The sequence below is a fragment of the Sulfidibacter corallicola genome (genome assembly GCF_017498545.1).
GTDB classification, from domain to species: Bacteria; Acidobacteriota; Holophagae; order Acanthopleuribacterales; family Acanthopleuribacteraceae; genus Sulfidibacter; species Sulfidibacter corallicola.
The window spans coordinates 1,268,237-1,283,381 of record NZ_CP071793.1 but is presented as its reverse complement, the minus strand read 5'-3'; the positions used below and the strand labels follow the sequence as shown (position 1 = coordinate 1,283,381).

Annotated in this window: 11 protein-coding genes; 6 read left to right on the top strand and 5 right to left on the bottom strand. The window is 61.4% G+C overall.

Annotated elements, in window-relative coordinates; genetic code table 11:
- Positions 1 to 15 precede the first annotated feature (15 nt).
- A complete protein-coding gene (locus tag J3U87_RS03795) occupies positions 16 to 3,546 on the top strand; it encodes a S8 family serine peptidase (RefSeq protein WP_237381701.1) in 3,531 nt (1,176 codons plus the stop codon).
- Positions 3,547 to 3,714: 168 nt separating this feature from the next.
- On the opposite strand, the gene J3U87_RS03790 is transcribed toward J3U87_RS03795, so the two are convergent.
- Together J3U87_RS03790 and J3U87_RS03785 are read right to left on the bottom strand one after the other, a co-directional pair.
- Entirely contained in the window at positions 3,715 to 5,664 is a 1,950-nt protein-coding gene (locus J3U87_RS03790; protein WP_420038278.1) for a neutral/alkaline ceramidase, read from the bottom strand.
- A gap of 377 nt (positions 5,665 to 6,041) precedes the next feature.
- Positions 6,042 to 6,248: a hypothetical protein gene (locus tag J3U87_RS03785; RefSeq protein WP_237381699.1), complete on the bottom strand. Its 207-nt coding sequence runs from the start codon at positions 6,246 to 6,248 to the stop codon at positions 6,042 to 6,044.
- Between the two features lie 84 nt (positions 6,249 to 6,332).
- Between J3U87_RS03785 and J3U87_RS03780 the strand changes: the two genes are divergently transcribed.
- From J3U87_RS03780 to J3U87_RS03770, 3 genes are all read left to right on the top strand, one after another.
- The gene (locus J3U87_RS03780; RefSeq protein WP_237381698.1) at positions 6,333 to 6,860 is read left to right on the top strand and encodes a YybH family protein; all 528 of its coding nucleotides are present in this window, start codon (positions 6,333 to 6,335) and stop codon (positions 6,858 to 6,860) included.
- A gap of 385 nt (positions 6,861 to 7,245) precedes the next feature.
- Positions 7,246 to 7,857, top strand: a complete 612-nt coding sequence (locus J3U87_RS03775) for a gamma-glutamylcyclotransferase (RefSeq protein WP_237381697.1) — start codon at positions 7,246 to 7,248, stop codon at positions 7,855 to 7,857.
- 173 nt (positions 7,858 to 8,030) lie between these two features.
- Positions 8,031 to 8,723: a glutathione S-transferase C-terminal domain-containing protein gene (locus J3U87_RS03770; RefSeq protein WP_237381696.1), complete on the top strand. Its 693-nt coding sequence runs from the start codon at positions 8,031 to 8,033 to the stop codon at positions 8,721 to 8,723.
- Positions 8,724 to 8,800: 77 nt separating this feature from the next.
- Here the strand turns inward: J3U87_RS03770 and J3U87_RS03765 are convergent, their stop codons facing one another.
- Positions 8,801 to 9,850 (bottom strand): hypothetical protein, encoded by a 1,050-nt coding sequence (locus J3U87_RS03765; RefSeq protein ID WP_237381695.1) that lies wholly within the window; start codon positions 9,848 to 9,850, stop codon positions 8,801 to 8,803.
- Positions 9,851 to 10,596: 746 nt separating this feature from the next.
- Here J3U87_RS03765 and J3U87_RS03760 point away from each other — a divergent pair.
- Together J3U87_RS03760 and J3U87_RS03755 are read left to right on the top strand one after the other, a co-directional pair.
- Entirely contained in the window at positions 10,597 to 11,400 is an 804-nt protein-coding gene (locus J3U87_RS03760; protein WP_237381694.1) for a PP2C family protein-serine/threonine phosphatase, read from the top strand.
- A 395-nt stretch (positions 11,401 to 11,795) separates the two neighbouring features.
- Positions 11,796 to 12,683: a LysR family transcriptional regulator gene (locus J3U87_RS03755; protein ID WP_237381693.1), complete on the top strand. Its 888-nt coding sequence runs from the start codon at positions 11,796 to 11,798 to the stop codon at positions 12,681 to 12,683.
- On the opposite strand, the gene J3U87_RS03750 is transcribed toward J3U87_RS03755, so the two are convergent.
- Positions 12,616 to 13,773 carry a sensor histidine kinase gene (locus J3U87_RS03750; protein WP_237381692.1) on the bottom strand — a complete coding sequence of 386 codons (1,158 nt, stop codon included), beginning with the start codon at positions 13,771 to 13,773 and terminating at the stop codon, positions 12,616 to 12,618. The genes J3U87_RS03755 and J3U87_RS03750 overlap by 68 nt on opposite strands.
- The gene (locus tag J3U87_RS03745) at positions 13,770 to 15,143 is read right to left on the bottom strand and encodes a hybrid sensor histidine kinase/response regulator (protein ID WP_237381690.1); all 1,374 of its coding nucleotides are present in this window, start codon (positions 15,141 to 15,143) and stop codon (positions 13,770 to 13,772) included. Before J3U87_RS03745 ends, J3U87_RS03750 begins: the two co-directional genes overlap by 4 nt.
- Positions 15,144 to 15,145: the final 2 nt, after the last annotated feature.

The following is a 15,145-nucleotide window of genomic DNA, read 5'->3' as shown; positions in this document are numbered from 1 at the left end:
TTATGGGAGTAAAATATGACAACGAAATGGTTACCTAGACGGGCTCGGCATCTGAGCACCTTTCTGCTCTTCGCCCTCATAACGATGCCCTCCTTCGCCTTTAAAGAACCAGACGATCGGGCCCGCGCCGTGCCGCCCACGCCACCGGACGCCAACAGTGCAGCCCGGCTCAGCCAGGACGGCGACCTGGTGGTCATGCGCGGTGCAGCCTTCGATCCCGTTACCGAACAGCCCGATTTTTCTGCACGCGGGCTACCCAACATCACCAGTACGCGTTACGGCCTGGTGCAATTGGCCGCGAATCGACCGGACGGCCTGAAGGAATTGCGAGCCTTGGGTGTGCGCGTCTTCGGCTACCTCCCCCATCGCACCTACCAAATCGCGTTGACCCCGGCCATGCGCGCCACCCTCGAAGCGCATCCCGCGGTTCGCTGGGTGGGTCCCTACCGCTCCGGTTACAAGGTCGACCCCGCCCTGTGGCCCGGCCAGCCCGTCGAGGCGCTTCAGGAAATCAACGTGATCGGTTTCAAGGGCGTGGACATCGCCGCGGCCGCCTCGCTCCTGGGCAATCGCATCGGTGCCGCCAATCGGACGCTGGTGTTGGAAACCGCATACCAACCGCTGGCCCGCTTCGTGGTGCCGGCCGCCCAAGTGGATGCCTTCGTCGCGGCGGCCGCGACCATCGAAGACATCGCCTGGGTGGAACCGGAAATCGCACCGCGCCTGGAGAACGGCGATTCGGTCAGCCCCACCCAGGGCAACGACACGTCCGGTACGCCGATATACGACCAGGGCATCACGGGCACCGGCCAAATCGTGGCAGTCACGGACTCCGGCCTGGACCGCAACCAATGCTGGTTCACCCAATACGACAACGGGCTCGGCGTGAACAACGCACAGACGGACGCCGAAGATATAGTCCCCCCGGCCATCGGCACGACCTTCCCAGACCGTAAAGTATTCGGATACTTCGTGTTGCCAGGAGCTTCACCCTACGACGACAACGAAGTCTGCACCACTTCGCCCACCTCGTATCACGGGACCCACGTGGCCGGCACCGTCGCCGGCGACCGCGGCGACGTGGCCACCCCCGACAGCGCCAATTACCTCAACAACGACGAAGACGGCATGGCGCCCAACGCCCAGATCCTGTTCTACGACTCGGGCAACGACGACACCGGCTGCCTTTCCGGACTGGCGATCGACATCGAGTTGATGTTCGACTCCAGCTTCGCGGCCGGCGCCCGCATTCACACCAACAGTTGGGGTGCCGGTTCGGACGGCGTCTATCGTTCGCGCGACCAATCGGTCGATGCCGCCACTTGGCGGATGGAAGACATGATGGTCATCAAGTCCGCGGGCAACGCCGGCAATACCACCACCGTCAGCTCGCCCGGCAACTCCAAGAACATCCTGACCGTCGGCGCCCTGGGCCACGGGAACAGCACCACCATCGCCGGTTTCTCCAGTCGCGGACCCACCGTGGACGGCCGTGTCAAGCCCGACATCTCGGCACCGGGAACCAGCATCGCCTCCGCCGCGGGCGACGACAACGACACCACCGAGGCCTGCCCCAACGCGGCCTCGCTGTCGGGAACCTCGATGGCCGCGCCCACCGTGGCCGGCAGCGCGGCCCTGGTACGCGAATACTTCACCACCGGGTTCTATCCCAGCGGGCAACGTACGATCGGCGACGCCTGGAACCCTCCCGGCATGGTCCTGAAAGCCACCCTGCTCAACAGCACGCTCAATTTGGGCATGCCCAGCTTCAACACCGGCTGGGGCCGGGTCTGGCTGGACAATAACCTCTACTTTTCCTCCACCGATGACGACCGCCGGCTGCGCATCTTCTCACGCACCAACGAGACCGGCCTCGAAACGGGCGAATCCAACACCTACGAGTTGACCCTTCCCGACGGCGGCGAATTGCGCGCCACGCTCGTCTGGTTCGACCCGCCCGCCGACCTGAGCGCGGGCATCACCTTGGTCAACAACCTGGATCTCGAAGTGAGATCGCCCGGCGGCATGACCTTCCTGGGCAACCAGTTCTCCGGGGGCGAATCCCAAACGGGCGGTGCGGCCGACACCCTGAACACCGTCGAGCAGGTGGCGCTCAGCAACACCAGCGCCGGAACCTGGACCTTCACCGTGCGCGGTACGGGCGTTCCCGGCAACGGCGACCTGTTCACCGACCGCCAGGGTTACGCGCTGGTCATCTCCCATCCCACCTGCACCATTTCCGTCGACAGCGCACCCGACAACGTGCTGGCCACGGTCAATCCGGGCACGCCCCAACAGGTATCGGTCACGTTCGACGCGGTTCCCGGCGCGACCGGCTACCAAATCTACCGTACCCTGGGCGACTGCATCCAAACCGGCGCCAACTTCCAACTGGTGGGGAACGCCACGACCAACAGCTTCGAGGACACGCACACCATCGGCGGTTTCCAATACGCCTACATGGTTCGCGCCTACGACGATTGCGGCATCGGTCCGCTCTCCGACTGCGTCATGACCACCTCGGAAGCATCGTGCCCGCTCCCACCCGAATTCGACAGCGGCAGCTTGGCCGTCACCAACAGCTCGACCGCGAGCGGTTGCGCCATCGACGTGAACTGGTCGGCGGCCACCGCCGCCTGCCCGGGCACCGGGGTGACCTACAACGTCTACCGCTCGACGGATCCCTTCTTCACGCCCTCCGCCGACAGCCTGATCGCCACCTTGCTGGAAACGACCACCTACACCGACGAATCGGTCCTTCCGCTGACCACCTACTTCTACGTGGTGCGTGCGGAAGACACCAGCGGTGACGGCAGCGGACCCAACGCCGGCAACGAAAGCCTCGGCCTCGACCGGGTCCTCGGCACGGCCTACGAAAATCTCAGTGCCGGAACCTTCGCGGATTCCGCCGAGGGTACCATCCTGATGAACCTCGAATCGCCGTGGTCGATCACCGACAACCGTTCGGCCGATGGAGACTTCAGCTACTACAACGCGGCCGACAGCGACGAGCTGTACCAGCCCAACGTCTGCGCCGCGATCACCACCCCGACCCTCGAACTCCAGGCGGCCACGACGTCGGTCCTGAGCTACCAGACCCGGTTCAACGTGGAAGCGGATTGGGACGGCGTGGTCGTGGAGATCTCCACCGACGAAGGCCAGAACTGGCAGGACCTGCCTCCGGATGGCGGCTACCCCAACGATTTCAGCTCCACCGGTGATCCCCCGGGCAACGCCTGCGCCTATCCCGCCAGCCAGGGTGCCTTCAACGGCAGTTCCAACGGCGAGTTCCAGGCATTCAGCCACGACCTTTCGGCCTTCGCCGGCAGCAGCGTGCAAATCCGCTGGCGTTTCTCCTCCGACGGCGGCGCCGAGGAGGAGGGCTTCTACCTGGACGACATCCAGATCACCAATGCGGAGACGCCGCAGGCCTGCTGCCTCAGCACGAGCGTGTTCCAGACCAGCCGCGCGATGTGGCCCAACGGGCAGATCAACATCCTGCGCCTGATCGAATTCCTTAACACCCAGTGTCAGTTCGGTCTGTGACCGGTACCGTTTCCCCGGGCCTTCGGGTCCCGGGGAAACATCGATTCACACCCGAACCCGGGCGTTCGATGCGTCGCTGAGGACGCCCCAAAAAAAGGCGGCCACGCCGTGGCCGCCTTCGATGACCGGGCGGGCCGAGTCGCGAACCTTCGCACTCGGCCCGAACCATCAACGCACGGAAAACGAACGACTGGCGCCCGTGAAGCCGTAGATCCGACCGTTCCATCCGTTTTTGTAGTTGCCGTAGTGCACGATGCGATAGGTTCCGGCAGGGATCGACGCATCCAGACGCCACAGGCACACGGCCTTGGAGGAACCCCACACCGGATCGATGCGATCCCAGCGATAGGTCGTATCCCAATCGCCATCGGTTCGGAACCGCGTCCAGGAGCCATTGACCTTGCGCTGTACCTCGAAGAAGGTACTCTCGGTCTTCAGGTCGTTTTTGGGGTGCCCGGTCCAAAAGTGGACCTCCACGGTCTCACCCGGGTTGTAGGCCGACGCCGGTTGCCTGGTGACATCGCCGAAACTCTTGAACAGCGGCGTATTGTCCAGCACGACCCCGGTTTGGAAGGTGAGCTGTTCGTGGCGCAGATCGCGCGGGGTGGGCCCGGCCGAGACCGAGGTTCCGTCGCGCAGGGCGATCGCCAATTTGTGCAGTTCCTGCCGGTAGGCGGGCAGGGTCCACTTGCCGAACAGCGTCGAACCGCCCTCGTAATGCTGGGCCTCGAATTCCTCGGGCGTCACGCAGTAGTTGGCATAGGCGCCCGCCAGGGCGGCGACCACCACATGGCGCACCTGGTCGCCCAAGGCAGCCGCCACCGTTTCGCGCACGCGCCGACCGGCCATGGTGGTGATCTCGGTCGGCACGGCCACGATCGCCAGTTGGCCGATGCGATGGACGCTGATCGGCAGGACATCGGGCGTCCAGGGATAGGGCCGGGTGAGTCCCGTGGCCAGCAGAATCGGTTTGGGGTCTTGGCAGGCACACATCTCGGGCGTGGGCGAAGCCAGCATGCCGGTGATGGCGTCGATAAAGAGGTTGCCCTCCAGTTGCCCCTCGAAGAACCAGTCCACCGGGCCCCGTCCATCCTCGGTGCCCGCGGCCATCGCGTAGCCGAATCCGGCGATGCAGGTGGTTTGCGTTCCCGCCCCGGTAAAGGCGTCGGCCACCTCCACGCGGCTCATGTCCACATGGGTCTGGCGGTAATCCACCGGCCCCGCCAGCGCTTCGTCGGCGTTTTGGAACAGGTCCCAGGCGGTTTCGAATTGACGGGTACCGATGATGCGGGTGTTCTCGTATTCGTCGTCCGTGGGACCGGTACCGTCGAGGTTCAGATTGGGGGTGATGTCGCCGGAATTGGTTTGGGCGAAGGCGGCGACAAAACGGTTGTCACTGAAGTAATCCGTACCCATGGCCTGCTCGAAACGCAGCGAGGCGTAGCCCTTGTTGTCGCCGCTGATGAATGGGTTGTGGTTGTTCATGGAAACTGGATGCACGGCAAACCAGTTCAGCACGCCAACCGGCTCGCCCCCCTGCTCGAAACGCAGCAGGGTCATGGTCTTGTCGGTATTGCCGTCGTAGCGGGCGCGCTCCTCGGCCGGGTTGCGTAAATAGGCATCGGGCGAACGGTTCACCCCACCGCCCTCGACGATCCCCTCGTCGATGAGAATGCGCCCCGGCTTCAAGTCGTAGTGGGCCTGTTCGATGGATGCCACGATCCCGTCGACCACCACTTCGTAGTTCTCTCGGATGAAGCCGTAGGTCGTAATGTTGGGCGCGGCATAGTGGGAGGTACCACCCGGTGCGGCGTGGGTGTGGGTGGCGCTGAGGATCACGTTTTGAACGGTGTACAGGGAACCGAAACGCTGACCCAGCCGCTCCAGTACCCCCTGTTGAACGGATTGGAAGATCATGGCCTGATCGGCACTGACGAAGACGACGCGTTTGCCGCCGTTGGGCTCGGCGATGATGAAGGCCCGTGAGCGAAGGCGCATGTGAATTCCGGAAACGCGTTGCTCGAGACTCACGTAACCCATCATCCCGACTTCGGCCGCGGCACCGGTGATATCGTGCATCCCTCTCCCTACCAAATAGTTATCGGAGTTGGCGCGCACTGGAGTCACGCTGACCAGACAACCGAACGAGGCCAGCAGAAACAGGAGCGGACCAAGGGACCGGTTCGAAGATATGACAGGACGACAGCATCGCGAGGGAGTGGATTTTGGGCATGCGAAGGCATTCGAATCCTTTCGATTCGCAAACATGGTGTTCTCTCCTTTTGAATCGTGGACCAAGGAGGTCCGAGGTCGACATGGCCGGGCGAAGACGATGTATGCGTCAACCGAAAAAAATCGGGAATCAAAAAAGCGCCGACCTGAAAAGGGCTTCCTCGAAGCATAGATATCCGTCTCGAGCAAGCGCTCGAAAACAGGAAGGATGGATGAAAAATTTACGTCATTGTAACGTTACAGTAAATTTACGTGACAATCAATCACGTTTTTGCAAAAGCCTTGTACCGCACCAACTGCCAGCGGGCCAGGCGTGCGGTTTCGCCCCGTTCAGGGCCTTCCGATGCCCCACCCGGAGCCACGCCCATCCCGTCGCCGACCCTCCCCTCGGGCCTTCCCGGTGCCGAGGCCCAAGCCCGTACCCGGACACCGCGGCCCACTTCCGCGGCCCCTCCGTTCAGAGGGGACATCCCGATTCTCGAGGGGCACTATTTACAGCGCAGGGTCCCACGGCTAAAATGCCCCCCACAACGCAACACACAACGGGAGCATTCGTGAATATCCGCCTTACCTCGCTTCAGACGCGATCCCTTCTTCGTTCCGCCGGGTTTTGCCGTGGCATCGGCCTTCTCTTCATCTTGGCATTGGTCATCTCGCCACTTCTCGCCCAAAACGGAACCGAACCCGATCCGCGATTGCGCAAAACCATCGAATCCATCAACCAGCGTTACCTGGAAACCCTGAAATCGGAGGACATCGAGGGCCACATGGCGCTTTACGCCGAGGATGCCAGCGCCTTCCTCGCGGGCCAGAAGCCGTTGCGGGGCCGCTCGACCATCCGCCGCGAGCGGGAATCCAACCTGACCGAGGTCATCCTGGTACGCGGCGCCATTCACACCGACAGTGTCGAGGTGGGCGGCCCCCTGGCCATCACCACCGGCCGTTTCAGCTACACGCTGCGCCGCAAGGACGACCCGGAGCGGGTTTGGACCTACAGCGGTCACTTTCTTCTGGTACTGAAACAACAGCCCAACGGCGAGTGGCTGATCCACATCGACGGCGGCTTCCCCGAACCCACTTAATCTACGTCACTTGCCCGCAATCCAAAAAACTCTCGCAGCAAACGGGAACGGCCCATTCGAATAGCCCGGAGCTTGCGGACCTCGGCGTCCGCTGCCGTGTGTCAGCGGTCACCAAGAACGGCACCCACCAAATTTGGGCTTGATAAAGTTCGTACCGGGCCAGTATTATGTGTAAGAGTTGTACGAAAAAAGTTGTCATTGAGACGAACATGGTAACCTCACGCGTATCGAAAATGGAAAAGCAGCTTGCCGGAACCTGTTGTTGCAGCATGTGTTGTTGCTGTTGTAGCTGCTAAATACCAGCCCCTGTTCGATTCGCACATTTTTACCTTTTTCACCGGCAAGAGTACCTGCCTCGTCTCTCAAATCATTTCGGAGGATTTGCATGCTGGAGCATTCCACCACCCAGGCTCAGGAAGCCTCTTCAGACCGCGCATTTGACGGTCTATCTCCCGAACACCTGTGGGTCTTCGGTTACGGGTCCATCATTTGGCGGCCCAATTTCGATTATCTCGAGAAGCGGGTCGGCTACATCAGTGGCTGGACCCGAAAGTTCTATCAGGGCTCGCCCGATCATCGCGGCGTACCCGAAGCACCGGGGCGCGTGGCCACCCTGCTCCCCCAGCCCGAGCAGGAATGCTGGGGCGTGGCCTTCCGCCTGGCCCCGCACGAGGCACGCGACGTCCTCGCCCAATTGGATCACCGCGAGCAGGGCGGCTACGATCGGCTTCTCCTTCCCTTCCATACCCATGCCGGACCCACCCCGTTCCGGGTCCTCGTCTATATCGCCTCCGAGAGCAATCCCCACTACCTGGGCCCCGCACCGGTTTCGGCCATGGCCAACCAAATCGCGATGTCCCACGGTGCCAGCGGACCCAACAGCGAATACCTGCTGCGTCTGGCCGAGAGTCTGCGCCACCTGCGCCTGCACGACGCTCACGTATTCGAATTGGAAGCTCACCTGCGCTCGCTCCTGAGCCACTTCCGGGTCGCCTGACACCTCGTCCCTTCTGTTCAGGACATGCCATCACACCTCGTTCGACCTCGATCGCGGTGTGATCTCGCGACCACCCGCGTTCAGCTTTTGCGGCCCCCGTACCGATCGTCGATCGAGCCGCCATTCGGTGATAAGCTTGACGACCATTCCGACTATCCCAAGGGAGAGATTTCATGAGTCACCCGATCTTCGAACGCTGGGTTCCCCAACACCCGGATCGCATTCAGCTCTATTCGCTCAATACGCCCAACGGCATCAAAGTGGGCGTCATCCTGGAAGAATTGGAACTGCCCTACGAGCCCCACACCATCAACATCATGGAAGACGATCAATTCGATCCCGCCTACAAGACCCTCAGCCCCAATTCGAAAATTCCAGCAATCGTGGACCCCAACGGGCCCGATGGCAAACCGCTCGGCATCATGGAATCGGGCGCCATCCTGATCTACCTGGCGGACAAGGCGGGTCGCCTGATCCCCCAAGCGCCGGCCCAACGCAGCGAATGCCTACAGTGGGTCTTCTTCCAAGTCGGTCACGTGGGTCCGATGTTCGGGCAGTTCGGTCATTTCCACAAGTTCGCCGGCGATAAATGCGACCACCCCTACCCGCTCGAGCGCTACAAGACGGAGTCCAAACGGCTCCTGGGCGTCTTGGAAGACCGTCTGGCGGGACGCGAATACATCCTCGACAGTGGCTACAGCATCGCGGACATCGCCATTTTCCCCTGGGTCAACACCATGAAGGGGTTCTATCAGGCGGAAGTCCCCCTGGAAATCTCGCGCTTCGAAAACGTCAATCGATGGCTGGCGCGCTGCCTGGAGCGCCCAGCGGTCCAGCGCGGCCTCGTCGTCTGCGCCCTGAGCTGACGACAGCCCCGATCCGGTCGGCGCGCGGAGGTGCAGCTCCCCCGGGCGCCGATCCCACCCTCCTTCGAGGTCCTGTTTCAATAGCCGGCGGGATAGGTGGGCAAGGGCACCTTGTTGACGAACGGGGCCGCCGGCCTTCGTGACAGGATCGGATCCGGCGTCGACGGTGTGACCGTGGCGCTCCCGGCAGCGGACTCCTTCAACATGGCCAATTGCGACGTGGTCGCTTCCCGTTCATCCTCGATCGGGTTGGGACAAAGGATCAACCGGGTGTCGTGGTGCAACACCATGGTGTGCCAGATCCGTGGCCGCTCGTGCCGATCGCGGCGCACATAGTCCGCCACACTCGCAGGACTTGGTCTCAGGGCGTCGCGCATGGACAGCCAGGGCCCGAACAGCGCGATCAGGGCACAAGCCGCCAGCAGGACCAGGCGCGATCGGCGATGGAACCCCCGCGGCCCCCGCGACCGACTGGCGACGATCTCGTCCAGCGGTGTTACCGGCGGGATTCGCTGTCGATCCGGCACCGGAGCCGCGATGTCATCGTCGCCAACCACCAACCGGTCCTCGACCACGGCCGGCGCCACATCCTCCATCGCCACGAGGGCATCGCGAACGGGACTCGCCGACCCGGTTTCGCAAACACCGGGCGATGTCGGTTCGACAGATCCGGTTTCGCATGCACCGGGCGATGTCGGTTCCACAGGTGGGGAAACCAGGCCATCCTCCGGTTCAACCGCGATTACGTCGGGTGACTCCGCTTGGGTCTCGGGTTCGGTCGGGCATTTTTCCACGGCCATCGCGCCGCGACGCAATGCCAACACATGCAGCAACTGGAAAAAGAGTAGGGCCTTGAGATAATCCTTGTCGGCCAGGGCCTCTTTCCAACTGGCGCCGCTCCACGCGTGGTAGGTTCCCAGTTTTCGGCCCTCGTCGTCGCGATTGTCATAGGTATCCCGAATGCCGTGGTGAATGCTGAATTTGGACAGGGCGTTGCGCCGGCGCCGGTACTCGCGACCGGCCGCCTCGTTCCGGTGGCGATCGACCATGGTCGCAGCCACCTGCGACGGGGTGTACCATTGCAGGTCGTCAAGGCAATAAATGGCCAATACCGATCTAAAGTTCATCGAGGGGCCACTTTGCCGCCGGATATCGAGGTCTACAAGGTTTTCTAAATTTAAGTCCTGCCGAGTTTTGGGACGCATATGACAATTTAACTGTGGAGAATAGTTTCATTCTTGATTCTGGCGCACATTGTTGCCCGCGAACCACAAAAGTACACTCAGATCATTCTCGCAAATTCACAAGACATTATCGCGGGATCTAGGATTTTTGCAAGGATTTAAGACGACAGCATCAAAAGACCCACACCCCGGCGGTACACCGCGACCCCTTGTGGCGACCAACTTTGGTGTAGAATGGGAAAGGCTCAATTTGGTGTGGGAGACCCACGGAAGCGGAAACCGGATCAACCCATCGAATCCATTGAACCCCAAGTCATCGCGAATCACGATTGGCGGAAGCGGTTCACGGGATTGCCATCCTCGAAAGGTGATTCCATCCGATCTCTTTTCCTGCCCGCAGAATCAGAAATATTCTTAGCCCACTTACATCAATGACGCATTACTCTTTTACAATCCAGAGATTCCTTTCAAACTCTATATCTAATCCGATCGCCTTTTTCTCGAGACGGTCTACTTTAGAGCCTGTTGCGAGTTCTTCTTTGGCCACTCCATTCGTTGACCCAATCATACCGTCAGGCAAAAATCTCCTTTTCCAGACGTTGGAACGGTCTCGAATTCCGTCATCCCCCTCGCGTTGTCGAACGCCCATTCCCCTCTGATCCAGTAACTTATCCGGAGAATGTATTCCCATGAAAATCAATGCTTTCGGCCTGAGTGACGTGGGCCGCGAACGCCAGACCAACCAAGACAGGCATCTGTGCCTGAACAAGCTCGCCTTTTACGTCGTCGCCGACGGCATGGGCGGCGTCGCGGGCGGTGAAATCGCCAGCTCACTCGCTTGTCACATCATCGATGTCATGGTGCACCACGCCTTCCGCGACGATGGCTGGATTTGGCCTTCCCAGTGGTCGAAGGATGCGTTCAACCCGGAATTGCCCTTGGAATCCAACATTTTGGCTTTTGCCATCGAGCGAGCCCACGAAACCATTCAAACCCACGCTCAGAACACTCCCGGATACGAGAGCATGGGTACCACGGTCGTCTGCGCCCTGTTTCACAAGGGAAAAGCGTATTTCGCCCACGTGGGCGACTCGCGCTGCTACCTGATCCGCAACGAGGAACTGCGCTGCCTGACTTCCGACCACACCTGGGTCAAGACCAAGGTCTGGTCCGGGGAGATCACCGAAGAAGAGGCCCGCAACCATCCGATGCGCAACCTCCTGTGGCAGTCGCTGGGCGGCCAGGCCATCCAAATCGAGCACCACTGCGAACCCGTTCTCGCCGGCGACATGCTGTTGCTGTGTTCGGACGGCGTGACCGAGATGCTGACCGATCGCGAAATAGGCCTCATCATTCAAAAAGCGAGTCCGGATCCCGAGGCCGCGGCGCGACAAATGGTGGAAGACGCCAACGAAGGCGGCGGTCGCGACAACATTACCGCGATCCTGGTGCACGTGGCGGCCTCCGAAGAGGCGGACAAGGCTACAGGGTGAAAAAACCGGTGGGGCTTGGGGATTGTTGCGGTTGGATGCAAACTCCGGCTCTCATTTGCTGATTCCTTTTGATGATTCCATTCCCCGCTACCCCACCGGGTAACTTCTGCCGTGCGATGTTTCCGAACTTGAAACACTTGGATTCATTCGCGATGCCCTCGCCGAGCACTTGATCGCGCGGGAACCGAAGTCTTTCGAACCGGAAATGCCGAGGACCGAACCGGCTTCCTCCGGAACGCGACCGCATGCCCGGGAGGCCGGGCGCGAGATGTCACGGGAGCTGCCGATTCGTTTCGATGCACCGACAATAACTTGCAGCCCCATAGAGAAAAAGAATAAGATTTCGATTCAGTCCATCGAATTTCTCGATCGAAATTCGTGAGGAGGTTCGCATCATGAACCTGGATCAGGCCCAGTCGCTGGAGGCCATCGCCGAACACGGCAGCTTTTCCGCCGCGGCACGGGCCCTGAACAAGGCCCAATCCGCGGTGAGCTACGACATCAAACAGTTGGAGAGCCGGCTGGGCCTGGATCTCTTCGACCGGGCGGGCCATCGGGCCCGGCTCACCCCGCAAGGGCGCGCCATTCTCGAGGAATGCCGCCTGCTGTTGGCGCGCGCCCGCCGCATCACCTCCCTGGCCGACCGCTTTCGGGACGGTTGGGAGCCCCGGTTGGAGGTCGTCATCGACGGTATCCTGCCGATGGACCCGATCATGGGTATCCTCAAAATGTTGGCGGAAGAGAAGGTTCCGACCCGCATTCAGATGAAGGTCGAATACCTGGGCGGCGTGCAGGCTCGCTTCGACATGGAAAAAGCGGACATCATGCTCACCAAGGGATTCGAGAACGACGGTTCGCTGATTTCGGCGCCGATGGCGGCCATCGTGTGCGTGCTGGTGGCCGCGCCGGAACATCCCTTGGCGCAGGCGAGCAGGCACCGCACCCTGACCCTACCCGACCTCCAGGAGCACGTGGAACTGACGGTGCACGATTCCAGCGAGTCCAATCGCAGCGACGATCCCCACATGTTCGGCGGCTCGCGGGTCTTCTACCTGAGCGACTTCCACTCGAAGTACCGCGGCTTGACCATGGGGCTCGGCTTCGGTTGGATGCCGACCTACCTGGTGCGCGAAGACCTGGCCGAAGGTCGCCTGGTGGAGCTGTGTTACGAGGCCGGCAGCCGGTTCCGCTTCGTTCCCCACATGGTTCACCGCATCAATCATCCGCTGGGGAAGACAGGTCGCCGTTTCCTTGCCCTGCTGGAACAGCTTCCGCCTCCGTAATCGCCTCCGGCGACAGGCGACGGGGCAAGGCGACAAAAAAGGTCGCTCCCCGGTCGCCATCCGATTCCACCCAGATCCTGCCGCCGTGCCGGCGCACGATCTGCGACACGAGACTCAAGCCGACACCGGCGCCCTGACCGAAATGGTCGCGACCATGGAGTCGCTTGAAGATGCGGAACACCCGAAGATGGTGTTGCTCGGGAATACCGATACCGTTGTCGCGCACGTGGAGCACGATCTCGTGGGCCCGCTCCTGGGCACCGATCTCGACCCACTTCTCGGGTTTGTTGTTGAAGGAGACCGCGTTGGCTACCAGGGCGCTCAGCACCTCGTGCATCAGGTTGCGATCGCAGACCAGGGTGGGCAGCGGCAGACAGACGCGTACCTCGGCGCCGGCCCGATTGATCGACGTCGCCTGCGACTGCACCGCATCGGTGATCAGGTGCACCAGGTCGTGCTCGGCCTGTACGAGGGGCGTGTGGGCCAATCGGGCATAGCGGTTCAGGGCGGAGACCATGGTTTCGATACGGCGGGCGAGACGGTCGATGGTGGCCACCAGATCCAGGCCTTCAATGCCCAGGCGATCGCCGAAGTCCTCGCGGAGAAACGACGCGTAATTGGTCAGCCCACGCAGCGGTTCGCGAAGGTCGTGGGCGGTGATGTGGGCGAAGGACTCCAGCTCCTGGTCGCGTAGGCGTTCCAGTTGTTGTTCGCGATGAAGCCACGCGCCGTGCCGGACGGTCCTTTCGAGCGCCCTGCGCAAACCGTGACGGGTCAAGGCCTCGGTCAACGCGTAGTCGATCGGCCCCACGTCGCAGAGATCGGCGGCGGTTTCCTCCAGAGGCGCTTCGACGAACAACACGGTGGGTACCCGCTGGATGGCGGCGAACCCGATCAGGTCCAGTAGGGCGGGCACGGCCGCGTGCAGGCTGAGACACAGGGCCGAGGGCGGGCCTTGCCCGAGACGTTGCACCACCGCTTCCACGTCGAGACAGGTGACTTCGGCCACTCCCATCTCGTTCAGCCATGAGCGGATTCGCGGCCAGTTCGGATCGCCCGCGGGGGCCAGGATCACTTTGCCGAGTTTCACGACGGCCTCCTTCCGGCCCGAAACCGCAGGCTGAAGGTGGTGCCCATGTTCATTCCGTCGCTGTGGGCGCGAATTTCGCCACCCATCTCCTTCATGGCCAGTGCGCAATAAGGAAGACCGAACCCGTGCCCCTCCTTTTTGGTCGAGAATCCATATGCGAACAAATTGGTGAGGTGATCGGGCGCGATGCCGCAGCCGTTGTCGGTCACCTGCAACAGCACCAGCCCCTCCGGCTCGTCACTGGTTCGCAGCGTTAGGTGGCGCGGCCGACCGAGGTTGTCGGCCATGGCCTCGATGGCGTTTTTGATGAGATTGATCAGGATCTGCAGGCTCTTGGCGCGGTTGGCGAAGATCGGACGCGTCGCGAAATAGTGCCGAAACACTTCGATCTCGTGGTTCTCGATCAATTCGCCGTGCAAATCCAGCACTTTGTCCAACATGCCGTTCAGATCGAGCGGATTCGATTTCAGGGCCTGCTTGGCGCGGGTTTGCTGTTGCTCGATGATGTCGCGCATCATGTTGACGCGATCGCCGAGTGCCTCGATCTCGTCGCCGAACCGCTCCTGTTCGCGCCTCAACTGATCGCCGACATTCAGCAAATAACGCGGCAACAACTTTCCTTTGGGGTGGACGGCCACGAACCGTTCGAAATCGTCGAGGTGGTCGTCGATCAGGCGATTGGCCATCAAGAAGTTCTTGAGTTGCGAACTCTCCAAAAACCCGCGCATCTGAAAAACCGAGGTGCTGATGTTGGTGATCAGGTTGCCGAGGTTGTGGATGACCGAAGCCGAGAATTCGGCCATCTTGCGGAAGTGCTTTTCGCTTTCCAGCAGGGTTTGTTGTACTTGACGTCGTTCGGCGACCTCGCGCTCCAATTCCAGCTTGGAAGCCCGCAGGTCGGCGTTGCGCGTCTCCAATTCCGCATTGGAACGTTCGAGGGCCTGGCGATGGTGGTCGAGTTCGGCCACCAGGCGATGCTTCTCGACGGCGTTGATCACCGTTCGGTGAAGGGCCGTGCTGGTGATGTTGTCTTTGACAAGATAATCCATGGCTCCGTTCTTCAGAGCCTGTACCGCGATCGCTTCGTTGCCCATGCCGGTCAGCATGACCACCGGCACCTCGGGACGCCCCAACGCGCCGCCGAGACGGGCAAGCACGTGGATGCCGTCCATATCGGGCAGACTGTAGTCCAACAGGACCAGATCCGGTTGAAACTCGAGAAACGCGGCCAACCCTTCGGCGCCCGACTCACATTCCCGGTAAACGACCTGCCCATCCAACTTGCGCTTGAGGTAGCGCTTGTATATCAAACGGTCCTCGGCGAAATCCTCGATCATGAGAATACGCCGAATCCGCGACTCCTCCGACATCC

Coding starts and splice junctions, on each gene's coding strand:
- J3U87_RS03795 (WP_237381701.1), top strand. CDS start 16: ATGACAACGAAATGGTTACCTAGACGGGCTCGGCATCTGAGCACCTTT.
- J3U87_RS03785 (WP_237381699.1), bottom strand. CDS start 6,248: ATGTCCCCTCTGAACGGAGGGGCCGCGGAAGTGGGCCGCGGTGTCCGG.
- J3U87_RS03775 (WP_237381697.1), top strand. CDS start 7,246: ATGCTGGAGCATTCCACCACCCAGGCTCAGGAAGCCTCTTCAGACCGC.
- J3U87_RS03770 (WP_237381696.1), top strand. CDS start 8,031: ATGAGTCACCCGATCTTCGAACGCTGGGTTCCCCAACACCCGGATCGC.
- J3U87_RS03765 (WP_237381695.1), bottom strand. CDS start 9,850: ATGAACTTTAGATCGGTATTGGCCATTTATTGCCTTGACGACCTGCAA.
- J3U87_RS03760 (WP_237381694.1), top strand. CDS start 10,597: ATGAAAATCAATGCTTTCGGCCTGAGTGACGTGGGCCGCGAACGCCAG.
- J3U87_RS03755 (WP_237381693.1), top strand. CDS start 11,796: ATGAACCTGGATCAGGCCCAGTCGCTGGAGGCCATCGCCGAACACGGC.
- J3U87_RS03745 (WP_237381690.1), bottom strand. CDS start 15,143: ATGTCGGAGGAGTCGCGGATTCGGCGTATTCTCATGATCGAGGATTTC.